This is a genomic window from Kribbella sp. NBC_00382 (assembly GCF_036067295.1).
Classification (GTDB): domain Bacteria; phylum Actinomycetota; class Actinomycetes; order Propionibacteriales; family Kribbellaceae; genus Kribbella.
Window position 1 is genome coordinate 6,776,129 of the sequence record NZ_CP107954.1, and the last position, 15,641, is coordinate 6,791,769.

Here is a 15,641-nt window from a genome sequence, read left to right on the forward strand (position 1 = left end):
CGCTAGCGCCTGGCGACCAGCTCGTAGACGGCGACGAGGTCGTCCACCAGAACACCCCAGTCGTACGCCGGTACTGCGGCCTTGCCGGCCATCCGTAGCTTCTCGCATTCATCCGGCGAGGCCAGCAGCCGGGCAGCCTGGGTGGCGAGCGCATCCGAGTTGCCCGGCTCGAACAGCTCGCCCAGCCGGCCGCCGTCGAGTACCTGCCGGAACGCGGCCAGATCGCTGGCGAGAACGGGAGCGCCCGCCGCCATCGCCTCCAGCAACACGATGCCGAAGCTCTCGCCACCGAGGTGCGGAGCGACGTACACGTCGGAACCGGCCAGCATGTCGGCTCGTTCTACGTCGTCGATCGCGCCGAGGAAGAGCACGTTCTCTCGACAGTGCTCCGGCAGCGAACGGCGGGCCTCATCGGCTTGACCGGTGCCGGCGACCAGTACCTTCACCTGCGGGCGCTTCGCCACCAACCGCGGTACGGCTGCCATCAGTACGCCGAGGCCCTTGCGTGGTTCGTCCATCCGGCCGAGGAAGCTGATCGTGCCGTGAGCGCCTTGCCACTCGGGACGGATCCGGCCGGCGAACCGGTTCGTGAAGAGCCCGTTCGGGATCACGACAGCCTCGCCGCCGATGTGTTGCACCATCATCGAGCGGGCGTTCTCGGAGACTGCGATCCTCGCGTCGAGCTTCTCCAGGGCCGGCCTCAGCAGCCCAGCCGCGGCGCTCATCGCCCGCGAGCGCACTTGCCAGGTATGGAAGGTCGCCACGAACGGACCGTCGCCGGCCCAGAGCGCGATGATCGAGGCGCTCGGCGTTGTCGGCTCGTGCACATGGACGACGTCGAATGCGCCCTCGGTCAGCCAGTTCCTGACGCGTGCGGCGGTACGGGGTCCGAAGGTCACGCGGGCGATCGAGCCGTTGTACGGCACCCCGACGGCATGCCCGGCCGATACGACATAGGGCGGGCCGTTGTCGTCGTCGACAGGCGCGAGCACCGAGACTTCGTGGCCGAGGGCAAGCAACGCTTCGGCCAGGTCGCGGACATGGTTCTGCACCCCACCCGGCGTACCGAGCGAGTACGGACAGACCAAGCCGATCTTCATCTCAGTCCAAGAAGATTCGCTGCAGCATGTGCCAGTCCTGCGGGTGTTCGGCGATGCCGATCGCGAAGGCGTCGGCGCAGCGCTGGGTCATTTGCGCGGGGCCGCCGGTGCGGTCGATCGGGTCGTGGAAGGTGATCACTAGCTCGGGGCCGTCGTAGTGCAGGGTCGCGGGGATCAGCGGGGCGCCGGTGCGGACGCTGAGTGCGGCGGGGCCGGCGGGCATCCGTGATTGGTGGTCGAAGAACTTCACCGGTACGCCGCGCTCGGACAGGTCCCGGTCGGCGACCAGGCAGACGAAGCCGCCTGACCGCAGGCGCTCTGCCAGTACTCCGAACACGTGCTCATCGCTTCCGGTGAGCGGAAGCACCTCCATGCCGAGCTTGGCGCGGTACGCGACGAAGCGGTCGAACAAGGACTCGGGGCGGAGGCGCTCGGCGACGGTTGACACGGGCATACCGGTCCGGCCCGCCCAGGCGCCCGCGTGGTCGTAGTTGGCCAGGTGCGGGAGGGCGCAGATGACGCCCTTGCCTGCGTCGTGGGCGTCGCGGAGGAACTTCTCGTTGACCGTGCGGACCCGGCCGACGATCCGCTCGTCATCCCACTCGGGGAGCCGGAACGCTTCCTGCCAGTACCTGAGATAGGACCGCATCCCCGCCTGGGTCAGCGCGTCCAGCTCGGCCGGTGTCGCGTCCGGCCGGACTACGGCGAGGTTGGACCGCAGGCGCTGGACGCCGCGGCCGTTCCGGCGTACGACGAAGTCCGCCACCCGCCGGAAGACCGCCGAGACAACAGACTCCGGCAAGCGCCGCACCAACGCCCACGCCACCGCGAACGCCAGATCAACGGCCCGCTGCCGCAACCCTTCCACTGGTCAGGAAGAGGTCGGTGGCGTGCCGGGCGCGCCACCATCCGGTCCACCCAGCCCGAGGTCGCTCGGTGCCACCCCATCCGTCGGGTCAGCGGCCGGCGTAGTACTGGCCGGTGGTGCGCCGAGGCCTGCGTTGGCGGGGTCGGAGAGGACCTGTTTGCGGACTGAGAGGGTGCGCTGGACGACTGTGATGGTGCTGGCGACGGCTAGGGCGCAGAGGACGATCTTGAGGAGGATGGGGAGGTTCAAGACGTCGGAGAAGAAGCCGATGACCAGCACCGAGACCAGCCGGTCCGAGCGTTCGGCCAGGCCGCCGCTGGCGTGCAGGCCGAGGCTCTCGGCCTTCGCCCGCGCGTACGACGTGGTCGCGCCCATCACCAGCGCCCAGAGCGTGACGCCGGCCATCCACGGGGTGTGCCCGGCGCTGCCCGCGTAGTACAGCACCAGCCCACCGAAGATGGCGCCGTCGCCCAGCCGGTCCAGCGTGGAGTCCAGGTAGGAACCCCACTTCGACGACGTACCCGAGGTGCGGGCCATGTAGCCGTCGATCAGATCGGAGAAGACGAAACAAGTGATCACGACCGCGCCCAGCCAGATGTGGCCGCGCGGGAAGAAGATCAGCGCACCGGCGCAGACGCCGATGGTACCGACCAGCGTGACGGCATCAGCGCTCACGCCGAGCCTGAGCAGGAGGTTGGCGATCGGTGAGATCACCTTGGTCCAGAACTGCCGGAATCTGTTAAGCATGGCGACGCGATCGTAGTCCAGTCCGGTCGCCGTCCTGTGACGCGCCACCCCGGATAACCTTCCGTGAGCCCGCCCGGAGGCGCACCATGGGCTCACGCCCACCTCCGACGGGAGGTCCCGATGACCGAGCCCCGGCTCTCTGCCGCGCGCCTTCGCACCGGCAAGCGGGCGTCCACCACACAGCAACCCACGGCAGGTCCCCGCCTTCGGCGGGTGGTTTTGGGGTGGGTGGTGCTCGGGTTGGTGGTGGGGTGTGGGGTGGCTCGGCGGGCGAACGAGGGGCTGCCGGTGACCCCGGCGCCGCCACCGGTGGTACCGACAGTCATCGCGCCTCCGCAGGCAGAGGGGCTGGATGGGACGTCTGGTGAGGCGGGCGTGAATGTGTGTACTGCGGTCGCTTGGCCGCTGAGCAAGGAGCTCAGGGTGACCGTGACCGGCAAGCCGTTCTCCTGGAATGACGGTGGGTTGCCGGCGCTCGACCTGTGCACGTTGCTGCTGGACGGGCGTTCGGTGACCGTCGGGATTACCGCGCTAGAGAAGCAGCCGGACTCCATCGACCGACTGGCCGCCGGGTCCGGGACGCTGGAGTTGCTCCCCGAGCTCGGGCCCGACGCGCGGATCAGCCCGTCGCGGGTCGTCTTCCCGGTCGACAACCGTGCGGTGCGGGTGCTTTCGACGGGCGGGATCGGTCGGTATCCGAGTGGGATCGATCGGGTGAAGGCGGTCGCGATCAGTCGGGCGGCGCGTGCCGTAGTACCGAGGCTCCTTCGTACTGCGCGGCAGACGGACTCAGCGTGTCAGCTGTCGACTCCGGAGGCGGAGCGGTTCATTGGTACGCACGTTCAGCTCCGGCGCGACTACCGGGTGAACGGCGCGCTGACCTGCATCTGGGGCAGCTTCGACGCGACCTTCTCGATCGTCGAGTCCTTCCACGCCGACACGATCCCCGAAGCGGTCCGCACCCCACCACCGCGGTTCGCGCCGATCGGCAAGCCCGGCTACTACCTCCCAGACCAGGGGGAACTCGTCTTCCGCCAAGGCCGCCGCGTCGTCCGCGTCAGCGGCCTCACCAACCCACCCCGCGAGGTCCCCCTCGACACCCTCCTCGGCGTCGTCGGCCCCCTGCTCCCGCTCTTCATCCGCTAGCGGGCGCAGCTAGTCGGTGGTGGGCCAGGCCTTCGCGAGCAGAGCGCGGGTGTCCGACAGCAACTGCGGGAGCACCTTCGTCTGGGCGATCACCGGCATGAAGTTGGCGTCGCCACCCCAGCGCGGCACCACGTGCTGATGCAGATGCGCGGCGATCCCCGCTCCGGCGATCTCGCCCTGATTCATCCCGATGTTGAAGCCATGCGCCGCCGACACGATCCGTACCGCCTGCATCGCCTGCTGCGTCAACGTCGCCACGTCGGACACCTCGTCCGGCGTCAGCTCGGTGTAGTCGGCAACATGCCGGTACGGCACCACCATCAGATGCCCCGGGTTGTACGGATACAGATTCAGTACCACGTACGCCGCCTCCGACCGCCGGACGATCAATCCGTCCACATCCGGCAACGTCGGGATCCGGCAGAACGGGCACCCGTGCCCCGCCTCCCCCGTGGTCGGCTTGTTCTCCCCGGCGATATAGGCCATCCGGTGCGGAGTCCACAGCCGCAGGAACGGATCCGGCGTACCGACCCCGTCCTGCTCCTCCACACCCTCCAGCTCGTACGGCGTATCGCCGGGGAGATCACTCATACCTGGACGCGCTTCTTGACTGCCTCGACGATCTCGGCGACCGCGTCGGCGATCGGGATGCCGTTCTTCTGGGTGCCGTCGCGGTAGCGGAAGGAGACCGAGCCGGCCGCCATGTCCTCGTCGCCGGCGATCAGCATGTACGGGACCTTGGCCTTCTGGGCGTTGCGGATCTTCTTCTGCATCCGGTCGTCGGAGTGGTCGACCTCGATCCGGATGCCCTCCGCCTTGAGCTTCTCGGCCACCTCGTACAGGTAGTCCACGTGCCCGTCGGTGATCGGGATGCCGATCACCTGGACCGGCGCGAGCCACGGCGGGAAGACACCGGCGTAGTGCTCGGTCAGGACCGCGACGAACCGCTCGATCGAACCGAACAGCGCGCGGTGGATCATCACCGGCCGCTGCCGCGAGCCGTCCGGAGCCGTGTACTCCAGCTCGAACCGCTCCGGCAGGTTGAAGTCCAGCTGGATCGTCGACATCTGCCAGGTCCGCCCGATCGCGTCCCGGGCCTGGACGGAGATCTTTGGTCCGTAGAACGCCGCACCGCCCGGATCCGGGACCAGCTCCAGCCCGGAGCCCTCGGCGACCTCGCGCAGCGTGTCGGTGGCTTCCTCCCAGACCTCGTCCGACCCGACGAACTTCTCCGGGTTCTTGGTCGAGAGCTCGAGGTAGAAGTCATCCAGGCCGTAGTCGGCGAGCAGGCCGAGCACGAAGGTCAGCAGGTTCTTGAGCTCGTCGCGCATCTGCTCGCGGGTGCAGTAGATGTGCGCGTCGTCCTGGGTGAAGCCGCGAGCCCGGGTCATGCCGTGGATGACGCCCGACTTCTCCAGCCGGTACACCGTGCCGAACTCGAACAGCCGCAGCGGCAGTTCCCGGTACGACCGGCCGCGGGATCCGAAGATCAGGTTGTGCATCGGGCAGTTCATCGGCTTGAGGTAGTAGTCCTGACCCTGCTTGCGGATCTCGCCGTCCGGCCCGCGCTCCTCGTCGAGGTGCATGGGCGGGTACATGCCGTCGGCGTACCAGTCCAAGTGACCCGAGGTCTTGAAGAGCTGCGCCTTGGTGATGTGCGGCGTGTAGACGAACTCGTAGCCGTCCTCCACGTGCCGCTGGCGCGAGTAGTCCTCCATCACCTTGCGGAGCACGCCGCCCTTGGGGTGGAAGACGGCCAGGCCGGACCCGATCTCGTCGGGGAAGCTGAACAGGTCCAGCTCGGTGCCCAGCTTGCGGTGGTCGCGCTTGGCGGCCTCCTCCAAGTGGTTCAGGTATGCCTTGAGGGCGTCGCGGCTGTCCCACGCGGTGCCGTAGATGCGCTGCAGTTGCGGGTTCTTCTCGCTCCCCCGCCAGTACGCCGCGGCGACGCGCATCAGCTTGAAGTTGCCCAAGTACCCAGTCGCGGGGACGTGCGGACCGCGGCACAGGTCCTTCCACGCCACCGAGTCATCGCGCCGGATGTTGTCGTAGATCGTCAGCTCACCGGCGCCGACCTCGACCGAGGCGCCCTCAGCCGCGTCGGCGGAGGCCGAGCCCTTGATCCCGATCAGCTCCAGCTTGTACGGCTCTCCTGCCAGCTCGGCACGGGCGTCGTCGTCCGAGACCACCCGGCGGCTGAACCGCTGCCGCTCCTTGATGATCTGCTGCATCTTCTTCTCGAGCTTGCCCAGGTCCTCCGGGGTGAACGGAGTGGCCACGTCGAAGTCGTAGTAGAAGCCGTTCTCGACCGGCGGGCCGATGCCCAGCTTGGCGTCCGGGAACAGGTCCTGGACGGCTTGGGCGAGCACGTGCGCGGTCGAGTGCCGGATGATCGCCAGACCGTCCGCGGACGACGCCAGCACCGGCTCGATCTCGTCGCCGTCGGCCACCACCCGGGCCAGGTCGCGCAGCTCCCCGTTGACCTTGGCGGCGATGGCGGAGCGATCCTGGCCGAAGATCTCGGCGAACAGCTCTCCGACGGTCGTCGTCTCGGTCACACTCCGCTCAGCCTCGCCCTCGACGCCGATCAGATGGACCTTGACTTCCGACACGTTCACTCCTCGGGTACGCCGGTCCGCCGTGCGCGGCCCGTCACATCGCAGATGGTATCGAGTCCGGTCGCCGGCCGTTGCGGCCCATCCACAGGGGCATCCGGACCTGACGAAAGTCGGGGGTGGGTGACTCCGATAGTCCGATGTGCCGCGGCCTGCGGATTCCTAGGTTCGTACTGACAGTGACGAACTCAGAAGGGGTCCGTGTGATCACCCTCGAAGCACTCAGCAAGCGGTACGGCGAGACGACCGCCGTGGACGCGTTGGACCTGACCGTCTCGCCCGGCCAGGTGACCGGCTTCCTCGGCCCGAACGGCGCCGGCAAGTCGACCACGATGCGGATGATCCTCGGGCTCGACACGGCCACCGAAGGCCGCGCGCTTGTCGACGGACGCCCGTACGCCGATTGGCCGGCCCCACTCGCCAAGGTCGGCGCCCTGCTCGACGCCAAGGCGCTGCATCCCCGGCGGACGGCCCGCAACCACCTCATCGCGATGGCCCGCAGCAACGGGATCCCGGTCAGCCGGGTCGACGAGGTCCTGACGATCGTCGGGCTGGACGAGGTCGCCCGCAAGCGCGCCGGACAGTACTCCCTCGGCATGGGCCAGCGACTAGGGATCGCTGGCGCATTGCTGGGCGACCCTGAAGTACTGATGTTCGACGAGCCGGTGAACGGTCTCGATCCGGACGGCGTCCGCTGGGTACGCCGATTGATGCGCCGGCTCGCCGCTGAGGGGCGGACCGTCTTCGTGTCCAGCCACCTGATGAGCGAGATGCAATTGACGGCAGACCAGCTCGTCGTGATCGGTCGCGGCCGCTTGATCGCCGATGCGCCGATCGCCGACGTCATCGCGGGATCGTCCCGGACGACCGTGCGCATCGGGATTCCGTCGCCGGCCGACCTCGCCGTACTCCGGGACCGGCTGATCGTCGAGGCGGAACAGGTCGAGACTGTGCCATTGCTGACCCCACCCCACCACCCCGGTCAGGTACCCGGCCAGCTGATCGTCACCGGCGTACCGGCTGAGCGGGTTGGCGATCTCGCGCACGAGCTCGGAGTACGGCTGCATGAGCTGCATACCGAGCGGGCCTCGCTGGAGGAGGCCTACATGGAGCTCACCGCGGACAGCGTCGAGTACGGCGTGGTGGCGGGATGAGCGACGCGATCCTGCACTTCACGCAGGAACTGATGTCGTCGTGGTGGATCTACCTGGCTCTGTTCGGCTTCGCTGCACTGGACGGGTTCTTCCCTGCGATCCCGAGCGAGACGCTTGTCGTCACGGCTGGCGTCTTCGCCGCGACTGGAGGGCCCAACCTGTACGTCGTGATCGCGATGGCTGCAGCCGGTGCGTTCCTCGGAGACCACGTCTCGTACTTGCTCGGCCGAGGTGCCGGCGGCAGGTTGCTCGACCGCCTCGAACCGGGAACGAAGCGGCACAAGCTGTCGCTGTGGGCGCGCAACGCCCTTGATGAGCGTGGCGGGTTAGTACTCGTCGTCGCTCGCTACGTCCCCGGCGGCCGGACCGCGGTGACGCTGACGATGGGCGCGGTCCGCTATCCCCTGCGCAACTTCTCCCTCTTCGCCGCGTTGGCCACTGTCAGCTGGGGCCTGTACTGCTCGCTGGTCGGCTACCTCGGCGGCAAGGCGTTCGAGGACAACCCGCTCAAGGGCGTCGTCCTCGGCATCGGCCTGGCGCTCGGCGTGACGCTGATCGTCGAAGCCATCCGCCACCACCGCCGGACCCCTGAACCTCAGGTCGAGGGTCAGCCCGAACTAGTCGAAGCAGGAGACCGATGACCACGGCAACCATCACGGTCCAGCGAAGGTCGAGCGGCCTGCGGGGCGCGATCGCGTCCGAGTGGACCAAACTCTGGACGGTCCGCTCGAGCTGGCTGAACATCGTCGCAGCCTTGGTGCTGACCGGACTGCTGGCTGTGCAGTTCGGCTTCTCGACCGCCTACGACTACGAGAACCGCGCGTACGAAGGGGTCATGGACAAGTCGGCTGTCGGCGGGGTGGCGGTCTCGTCGATGACGATCGTGCAGGTCGTCGTCGCGGCGTTCGCGATGCTGCTGGTCACCTCGGAGTACGCGACCGGCAGCATCCGCTCAACGCTGCAATGGACTCCGGTACGCCGGAACGTAGTACTCGCCAAGGCGATCGTCCTGGCCCCGGTGCTGTTCATCTACACCTTGCTGCTCAGCGTCGTCGCGTCGATCACCGGCGGCCTGGCGATGGGCCAGTGGGCCGACTGGGACCTGAAGACGCTGGTCATCGACCTGCTCTCGGTCGCTACCTACGTCACCCTCGCGGGGCTCTTCGCCGCCGGCATCGCCTTCATCATCAGAAGCACCGCCGGCACCCTCACGGCAGCCTTCCTGCTCCTGATCGTCATCCCGATGATGATGAGCCAGAGCAGCATCCGGGCCCTCATCTGGCTAGCCGCCCTACTCCCCGGCGGCGCCGGCCAGAACTACCTCTCCAGCTCCACCGATCCCCTATCCCCCACAACCAGCCTCCTGGTCCTGCTCACCTGGGCAGCCGGAGCCCTCTACGCCGGCTACACAGTCCTCACCCGCCGCGACGCCTGACCCCCGCCCAGCCGGACTCGGGCACCAAGGCGGCACCTTGAACGGGAGTGGCGACCTTGAACACGAAATGGCGACCTTGAACAAGTTATTACTTGTTCAAGGTCGCCACTGGGTGTTCAAGCCCGCACCTTCTCGACGGTGCGGTTGGTGTTCAGCGAGGGACGTTGAGTGCGATGGTGACTTGTTCGGCGACCTTGGCGGCCAGCTCGAGTGCGGCGCGGCGGGTGGCCGGCTGGAGGGCTGAGTGGTCCAGGGGGCCTTCGGCGGCGATGTGGGGGTCGGTGGGGATGTCGACCACGGCGGCTGCGCGCGATTCGAAGTACGGGCGGAGCTGCTTCTCGACCTCCTTGTTGACGTCGCCGGGGCCGTTGCTGACCGCAATGACCGCGCGGCGGATCAACCGCTGCGCGTCCGGACCCTGGTGGTCGAGCTCCTCCAGCATCTGCACGGCGGCGGCGCAGGACAGGCTCTTCCACTTGATCGGGATGACCAGGACGTCGGACGCCTTCATCGCCTCGCGCCAGTTGCTGGAACCCTCGTTGTTGCCGGTGTCGATGACCAGCACCTTGTAGAAGCGGCTCAGCAGCCGGTGGATCTGGTCGAAGTCCTTCGCCTCGATCTGCGCGTACGTCGTCGTCGCGGACGTCAGTACGTCGTACTGCCCCGACACCTGATGACGCAGGTACGCACCGACATCGCCGAGCCGCGCATCCGGCTGGGTGAGCATTTGCATCGCCTGCAGCAGATCCGTCACGGTCGAGCGGCTGTTGGTGTCATGCGTACGCAGGTGCATGTTGCCGCGCAGCTCATTGTTGTCCCAGGCCACTACCCCGCCACCACGGGCCTGACCGAGCGCGCCGGCCAGCAGCAGCGTGGTCGGCGTCTTGCCCGATCCGCCCTTCGGGTTGGCGATCGTCACCGTGACGGGCCGCCGGAAGGCAGTCGCCGCAGTAGCGCGAGCAATGCGCTCCAGCCGCTCAGAGGTGCCCGGGCGCAACCGCAGTACGCTGCGAACGCCCTTCTCGGCAGGAGCTTCCCGCGGCAACGGCAGAGCCTGCAGCAGCTCGTCTGCGCGGTACGAGACCTGGCGATCCGGCTGCGGCGCTCCCTGGCCGGGAATGCCTTGCGGGAAGAAGTGCTGCGCGGCCGGGGACAGCTGCGGCGACTGCTGACCGGCTGGCTCCTGGGTGGGCTGCGTCCACGGGTCCGCTGCCGGCTCCGGCGTACCGGACCTGGTCCAGGACTCCCCTGTCGGCTCATACCCGGCTGACTTGCTCCACGGGTCCGCAGCAGGCTCCGGCTTGGTCCGTGCTTCTGCGGCAGGCTCCGCGGCCGGCTGCTGGGTCCAGGCGTCGGCTGCGGGCTCTGCGGCCGGCTTGGTCCACGGGTCCGGGGCGGCGCTGGGTGTCTCGGCAGGCTGGGACCACGAGTCGCCAGGGAACTCCTGGGACAGCGCGTCCGACTGCTCCTCCTCCACGGCCTCGTCCTCGACCTCGTCCGGGTCGGGAGTCGCCTGGCTGCTCACCGGCGGTTTGTTCTGCGCAGGCGGCGGTGGGGGCGGTGGCGTGGTGGGAGCTGGGTTGGGATCCGGCTGGGTCCAGGACGGGGTCGGCTGCCACATCCTCCGGACCTCGGCCGCAGCCGCTTCCCGGTCCTTGTGCTGTCCGGAGTTGTGCGAGTCGGTCACGACCTAGATCCCCCGATTCTGTGAGAGGGGGCGGGGCTGCCGCTCCCCTGGGGCTGTTGAAGGGTGTATCCCAGGCACCAATCCACCCGGGAGGTCCACTATCCCATGACCGGGTGTCCAGGCGATGTCACCCGCCGGAGCGTCGGCCGGCCACCCGGATACTGCCCGTCGCAGGCCCCGGTCCGCCGGCGCTGGCCGGTAACGGTCAATCCGAGACCAGCCCGGCCTCGTAGGCAACGATCGCGGCCTGGACCCGGTTCTTCACCGCGAGGCGGGTGAGCACGGCGCTGACGTAGGCCTTGACGGTCCCTTCGACGAGGTACAGCCGTCCGGCGATCTCGGCATTGGAGAGCCCGGAGCCGACCAGGGCCAGTACTTCGCGTTCCCGCGGGCTGAGCACGCCGACCTGCTCTTTCGCCGCCGCGGCGCGTGCCATGCGACCACCGCCGGTACCGGCGCCGAGCTCGGCGATCACCCGGTGAGCGATCTTCGGGGACAGGTACGCCGCGCCTTCGGCGACTGCCTTCAGTCCAGCGATCAGCTCATGGGGATCGCCCGACTTCAGCAGGAATCCGCTGGCGCCGTCGCCGAGCGCCTTCGCGATGTACGCGTCCTCGGAGAAGGTGGTGAGCATGACGACGGCTGTCTCGGGAACGGTCCGCTTGATCTCGGCGCCGGCCGCGAGCCCGTCCATCCTCGGCATCCGGATGTCGAGCACGGCGACGTCGGGCCGGTGGCGTTGGGTGAGCGCGATGGCTTCCTGTCCATCGGCGGCCTCGGCGACGACCTCGATCAGCTCGTCCGAACCGAGGATGGCGCGCACACCCGCCCGAACCATCGCTTCGTCATCAGCAAGCAAAACCCTGATCGTCACGGCGTCCCTTCGGTGGTGGGCTGGGCTTCGCTCGGTTGGCCTTCGGTGGCGGGGAGCTCTGGTTGTACTGAGCCGGTCTGGACGGTGGCCTTGGCCACCAGCAGGCCGTTCTGGAAGCAGAGCCGATAGGCGTAGGTGGTCGAGAACGGCGCGTCCGGCCGGTAGAAGCGGCAGCTCCACTCCTTCGGCTGCTGGACCCGATCGGTCGGAGCATCGAGCATCTGCATGTCCGGCAATCGGGTCTCGACCTCGTCGAGCGGCTGCCCGACCTGGATCGCGTCATAGTCGGCCGGCCGCAGGATAGAGCTGTACCCGACGACCATGTAGTAGCCGAGGGCAACCAATCCGACGACGGCCCCGATCGCGACCGGCGCGGCAACCGCCGTGATCAACCCACGCCGGGCATTCCGCCGTACCGTCGCCCGCTCATCCGCCGCCCCAACACCAACCGGTACTTCAGCCTCGGCCGGCCCACCAGCTCGCGGAATCCGAGCCAGTACCTCGAATCCCCCACCACTCCGCCCCTCCGCCCGCAACGACCCACCGACCAACCGGACCCGCTCCCCCAACCCCGCCAACCCCCGACCGCCGGCCCCGCGCCCGGCGTCTGCCCGCCGACCGGCGGCCGCGCTGGCCGCCTCGAAGCCGCCCGCCCCGACCTCCATCAAGCCCGCCGCTCCCCGTCCACCCACCTCCGCATTGCCCGACCCCGCGATACGCCGACCACCCGCCCTCGTGTTGCCCAAACCCGCCTCACCCCGACCAACCGCCGTCGTGTTCCCCGCCCCCACCCCACCCCGACCAACCGGCTCCGCGTTGTTCGCCAGCCTCGCCTCACGCCGGCCAGGCGCCTCCGCGGTCGTCGACCCTGCGGCGGATCGTCGGGCGGCATGGGTGTTCGGCGGGCCGGGGGCAGGGTCGTTCAGCACTCGGACGTCGACGTGGTCGTCGACGTGCGACACAATCACCGTGACGTCGGCGCCTGGGGCGTGTTTGCTCGCGTTGGTGAGGGACTCCTGGACGATCCGGTGGACGGCGCGGTCGACCATCGGGGACAGCTCGGAGTTACCCTCCTGGACGAGCTTCACCTCCAGGCCGGATGCGGCCGCTCGCTCGACGAGGTCGGCCACAGTCTCCTGCGCCGGTACGACCGACGCCTCGCCATCACGGAGTACGCCGATGATCTCGCCGAGCCGTTCCGTAGCGGTGGCTGCTGCCTCGCGAAGCTCGGTAGCGGCGCGGCGATGGCGCTCGGGGAGTTCCGCGTCGACCTCCAAGGCGGCGGCTCGCAACGCGATCAGGCTGAGTTCGTGGCCGACCGAGTCGTGCATGTCCTCGGCGATCCGGGAGCGCTCTCTGAGTCGTTCCTGCGCGATCTCCATCCGGTGTTCGCGCTCGATCCGCTCGGCGCGATCCCAGCCGGCGGTGGCGAGCAACGCCTGCTGCGCGCGGTACCGGCCGATCAACCACGGGAGCACGACGACGAGCAGCCCGAGCAACAGGATCAGCAGCCAGCTCAGTACCGTCTCGGTCACCGGGATGTCGGGATGCACGACCAGGCCGAGGATCAGCAACGCGGCCAGCTGACCGCAGGACATGATCACGAACGGCCGCAGCTGCGTTTCCCGGCGCCCGGAAACGTAGCTCAGCAACGAGATCGCCGGGATCAGCGCGATCGGAACGCCGAGAGTCGTTCCGAGGCTGACGGCCAGGATGACGACCTCGGTGGCGATCACGAGGCCCAGCCCGATCACCGGGCGGGAGCGGCGGAGCAGGATGGCGACGGCCAGTACGGCGAGGCAGCCGGCCCTCATCCAGAGCGGGTCGTTCCGGGCACCACTCTCGGCGAGCACCAGGAGCGAGAGTCCGGCCCATAGCCCGAAGTCACCCGCGCGCGTCCACGTCACACCCCCGACGCTACACAGAAGCGCGCTTCCCGGAGTACTGCCGAAAGTCAGGCGTTCTCCCTGGCTGAGTGGCGGCGGGGTTCAGTTGCGGTCGGCATCGATCAGGTGGAACGGGACCAGGGAGAGCTTCGGGACGGATTCGCCGCGGAGTTGGGCCAGCAGCAGGTCGACGGCCTGTTTGCCCATCTCGCGCTGGTCCTGCCGGACGTGCAGGAACGGCGGGCCGGCGATCGGATCGCCCGGTGAGTCGAAGCAGCTGATCACCAGATCGCTCGGTTTCAGCGCGCGATCCAGCATCCTCGCCAGGTTGTACTCGCACGCAACGAACGCGGTCACCTCGGGGAAGCGGTTCCGGAACGCCCGGATCAGCTCGAGATCCGACCGAACGCTCTCCGGCGTGAACGATCCCGGCAACGTACTGCGCAACTCGGTCAGCTGATGCGGCTGGTACTGACCGGATGCCCGCTCCGCGAACGCCGACCGGAAGCCCTCCAGCCGGTCCTCGATGCTCGACGTGTTCAACGGCGGCGGCGACACGAACGCGATGTGCCGATGCCCCCGATCAAGCAGCCGCTCGGTCAAGGCACGCGACGCGGCGACGTTGTCTGTATGCACGGCCGACACCGGTATGCCCGACAGATGCCGGTCGACGAGTACGAGCGGAAACCCGTCGAGCACCTGGCGGAGGAGGCTCGCGTTGTAGAAGTCGCCGTGTACCGGGAAAACGATCAGCCCGTCGACCTCGCCCGATGCGACCAGGGACTCCACGGCCTGCTCCTCATCGGCTTGCCTGCCGCGGGTGCGTCGTACGATCAAATTTGCGCCTTCTTCGGCGCAGCGCTCCTCGATCGACTGGAGCAATTCGAGGCCGTACGCCTCCGACACATCCGGTATGACGAGGGCGATCGACCCCGGTACATGGTGGCGTCGCGCCGGGCGGAGCGCTCCCTTGAGCGGCGCGGTCACACCCTCCAGGTTCGGCAACTGCTTGACGACGAACGATCCTTTGCCCCGGATGCGTTCGATCAGCCCGGCTTCCCGTAGTACCTCGAGAGCGCGCTTGGAAGTGATCCGGCTGACCTCGAACTGCGCCGCCAGCTCCATCTCGGACGCCACCCGATCCCCCGGCCCGAGCACCCCACTGCGGATCTCCTCGAGCACATGCGTACTGATCCGCTCGTACAGCAGAACCACACCATCGCCTTCCCACTCAACAAGTTGATATACCAAACCAGCCCTATTCCCCAGAGGCAAGCACCCCGCTTGACCTATACCAACCTGTTGCGTCCTACAGCAGTCCCCTCGCGCGGCGCGACCACAGGGTGCGTCGGCAGTTCCTGTCGGTGGTAGCGGGGAGGGTGGTGGGTGGAGGTGATCGGCGTGCAGATTGCGGGCGAGGTTGCGGTGGTTACGGGTGCGGCGGTGGGGATCGGGCGGGCGATTGCTCAGCGGTTGGCGGGTGAAGGGGCTGAGGTGATGTTGGCCGATATCGATGAGGATGGCGGGCGGGAGGCCTGCGAGTTGATCGGGGCGGCTGCCACCTTCGTACGGGTTGATATGCGGGATGACGACGCGGTGGCTCGGCTGATGGAGTGCCGGCCGCGGATTCTGGTCAACAACGCGGGTGGTGGGGCTGTACTGCGGCCTTGCTTTCCTGAGGCGACTGTTGAGCGATGGTCCGCGTCGCTCGACCTCAACCTGCGGGCTCCGATGGTCGCGACGCAGCTCGCGATCGGTCCGATGCGCGATGCGGGCGGAGGGGCTGTAATCAACATGAGTTCGACTGCGGGGCTGGGGTTCGGCGCGCATGTCTCGCCCGAGTACAGCGCCGCCAAGGCTGCATTGATTCGGTTCACCGCGACGCTCGCGCCGCTGCGGGAGTCGCATGGCGTCCGGGTCAACTGCGTGGTGCCTGATTGGGTGGCGACCGAGCGTGGCATCTCGGAGTACGAGGAAATGCCGGAGGCCGAACGCGGCCTCGCCCAGGTGCCGCTGGCGACGTTGACCGATGCGGTGGTCGACCTCATCGCCGACGACTCGGTCGCGGGCAGGGCGATCCACCTGCTGCGCGGCGCAGCGCCGTACTTCCTCAGCTGACAAGTGCCGCA

14 protein-coding genes are annotated in these 15,641 nt (G+C 68.3%); 5 read left to right on the forward strand and 9 right to left on the reverse strand.

Going from position 1 to position 15,641, the window contains the following annotated elements:
• Positions 1-2 precede the first annotated feature (2 nt).
• Genes OHA70_RS32150 through pgsA form a run of 3 tightly spaced genes read right to left on the reverse strand, consistent with a single transcriptional unit; the run spans position 3 to position 2,715 of the window.
• Positions 3-1,100, reverse strand: coding sequence for a glycosyltransferase family 4 protein (locus tag OHA70_RS32150; protein ID WP_328324008.1), 1,098 nt, complete (start codon positions 1,098-1,100; stop codon positions 3-5).
• Position 1,101: 1 nt separating this feature from the next.
• Positions 1,102-1,968 carry a phosphatidylinositol mannoside acyltransferase gene (locus OHA70_RS32155; RefSeq protein WP_328324010.1) on the reverse strand — a complete coding sequence of 289 codons (867 nt, stop codon included), beginning with the start codon at positions 1,966-1,968 and terminating at the stop codon, positions 1,102-1,104.
• Between the two features lie 3 nt (positions 1,969-1,971).
• On the reverse strand, positions 1,972-2,715 hold the full coding sequence (gene pgsA, locus OHA70_RS32160; RefSeq protein ID WP_328324012.1) for a phosphatidylinositol phosphate synthase: 744 nt from the start codon (positions 2,713-2,715) through the stop codon (positions 1,972-1,974).
• Positions 2,716-2,835: 120 nt separating this feature from the next.
• Here pgsA and OHA70_RS32165 point away from each other — a divergent pair, with 120 nt between their 5' ends.
• On the forward strand, positions 2,836-3,861 hold the full coding sequence (locus OHA70_RS32165; protein WP_328324014.1) for a hypothetical protein: 1,026 nt from the start codon (positions 2,836-2,838) through the stop codon (positions 3,859-3,861).
• A gap of 9 nt (positions 3,862-3,870) precedes the next feature.
• On the opposite strand, the gene OHA70_RS32170 is transcribed toward OHA70_RS32165, so the two are convergent.
• Positions 3,871-4,452, reverse strand: a complete 582-nt coding sequence (locus OHA70_RS32170; protein WP_328324016.1) for an HIT family protein — start codon at positions 4,450-4,452, stop codon at positions 3,871-3,873.
• Positions 4,449-6,473, reverse strand: a complete 2,025-nt coding sequence (thrS, locus tag OHA70_RS32175) for a threonine--tRNA ligase (protein WP_328324018.1) — start codon at positions 6,471-6,473, stop codon at positions 4,449-4,451. The genes OHA70_RS32170 and thrS overlap by 4 nt, the downstream gene beginning before the upstream one ends.
• Positions 6,474-6,679: 206 nt before the next feature.
• Between thrS and OHA70_RS32180 the strand changes: the two genes are divergently transcribed.
• From OHA70_RS32180 to OHA70_RS32190, 3 genes are read left to right on the forward strand one after another with little or no spacing between them, the layout of a single operon-like run.
• The gene (locus OHA70_RS32180) at positions 6,680-7,630 is read left to right on the forward strand and encodes an ABC transporter ATP-binding protein (protein WP_328324020.1); all 951 of its coding nucleotides are present in this window, start codon (positions 6,680-6,682) and stop codon (positions 7,628-7,630) included.
• On the forward strand, positions 7,627-8,271 hold the full coding sequence (locus OHA70_RS32185) for a DedA family protein (protein WP_328324022.1): 645 nt from the start codon (positions 7,627-7,629) through the stop codon (positions 8,269-8,271). The genes OHA70_RS32180 and OHA70_RS32185 overlap by 4 nt, the downstream gene beginning before the upstream one ends.
• Complete coding sequence (locus OHA70_RS32190) at positions 8,268-9,065, forward strand: ABC transporter permease (RefSeq protein ID WP_328324024.1); 798 nt, start codon at positions 8,268-8,270, stop codon at positions 9,063-9,065. Before OHA70_RS32185 ends, OHA70_RS32190 begins: the two co-directional genes overlap by 4 nt.
• 151 nt (positions 9,066-9,216) lie before the next feature.
• Here the strand turns inward: OHA70_RS32190 and OHA70_RS32195 are convergent, their stop codons facing one another.
• From OHA70_RS32195 to OHA70_RS32210, 4 genes are all read right to left on the reverse strand, one after another.
• Entirely contained in the window at positions 9,217-10,752 is a 1,536-nt protein-coding gene (locus OHA70_RS32195) for a chromosome partitioning protein (protein ID WP_328324026.1), read from the reverse strand.
• Between the two features lie 205 nt (positions 10,753-10,957).
• Complete coding sequence (locus OHA70_RS32200) at positions 10,958-11,626, reverse strand: response regulator transcription factor (protein WP_328324028.1); 669 nt, start codon at positions 11,624-11,626, stop codon at positions 10,958-10,960.
• On the reverse strand, positions 11,623-13,533 hold the full coding sequence (locus OHA70_RS32205) for an ATP-binding protein (protein WP_328324030.1): 1,911 nt from the start codon (positions 13,531-13,533) through the stop codon (positions 11,623-11,625). Before OHA70_RS32205 ends, OHA70_RS32200 begins: the two co-directional genes overlap by 4 nt.
• 81 nt (positions 13,534-13,614) lie before the next feature.
• Positions 13,615-14,727 carry a GntR family transcriptional regulator gene (locus OHA70_RS32210; protein ID WP_328324032.1) on the reverse strand — a complete coding sequence of 371 codons (1,113 nt, stop codon included), beginning with the start codon at positions 14,725-14,727 and terminating at the stop codon, positions 13,615-13,617.
• 186 nt (positions 14,728-14,913) lie between these two features.
• On the opposite strand from OHA70_RS32210, the gene OHA70_RS32215 reads away from it, so the two are divergent.
• Positions 14,914-15,630, forward strand: a complete 717-nt coding sequence (locus OHA70_RS32215) for an SDR family NAD(P)-dependent oxidoreductase (RefSeq protein WP_328324034.1) — start codon at positions 14,914-14,916, stop codon at positions 15,628-15,630.
• Positions 15,631-15,641: the final 11 nt, after the last annotated feature.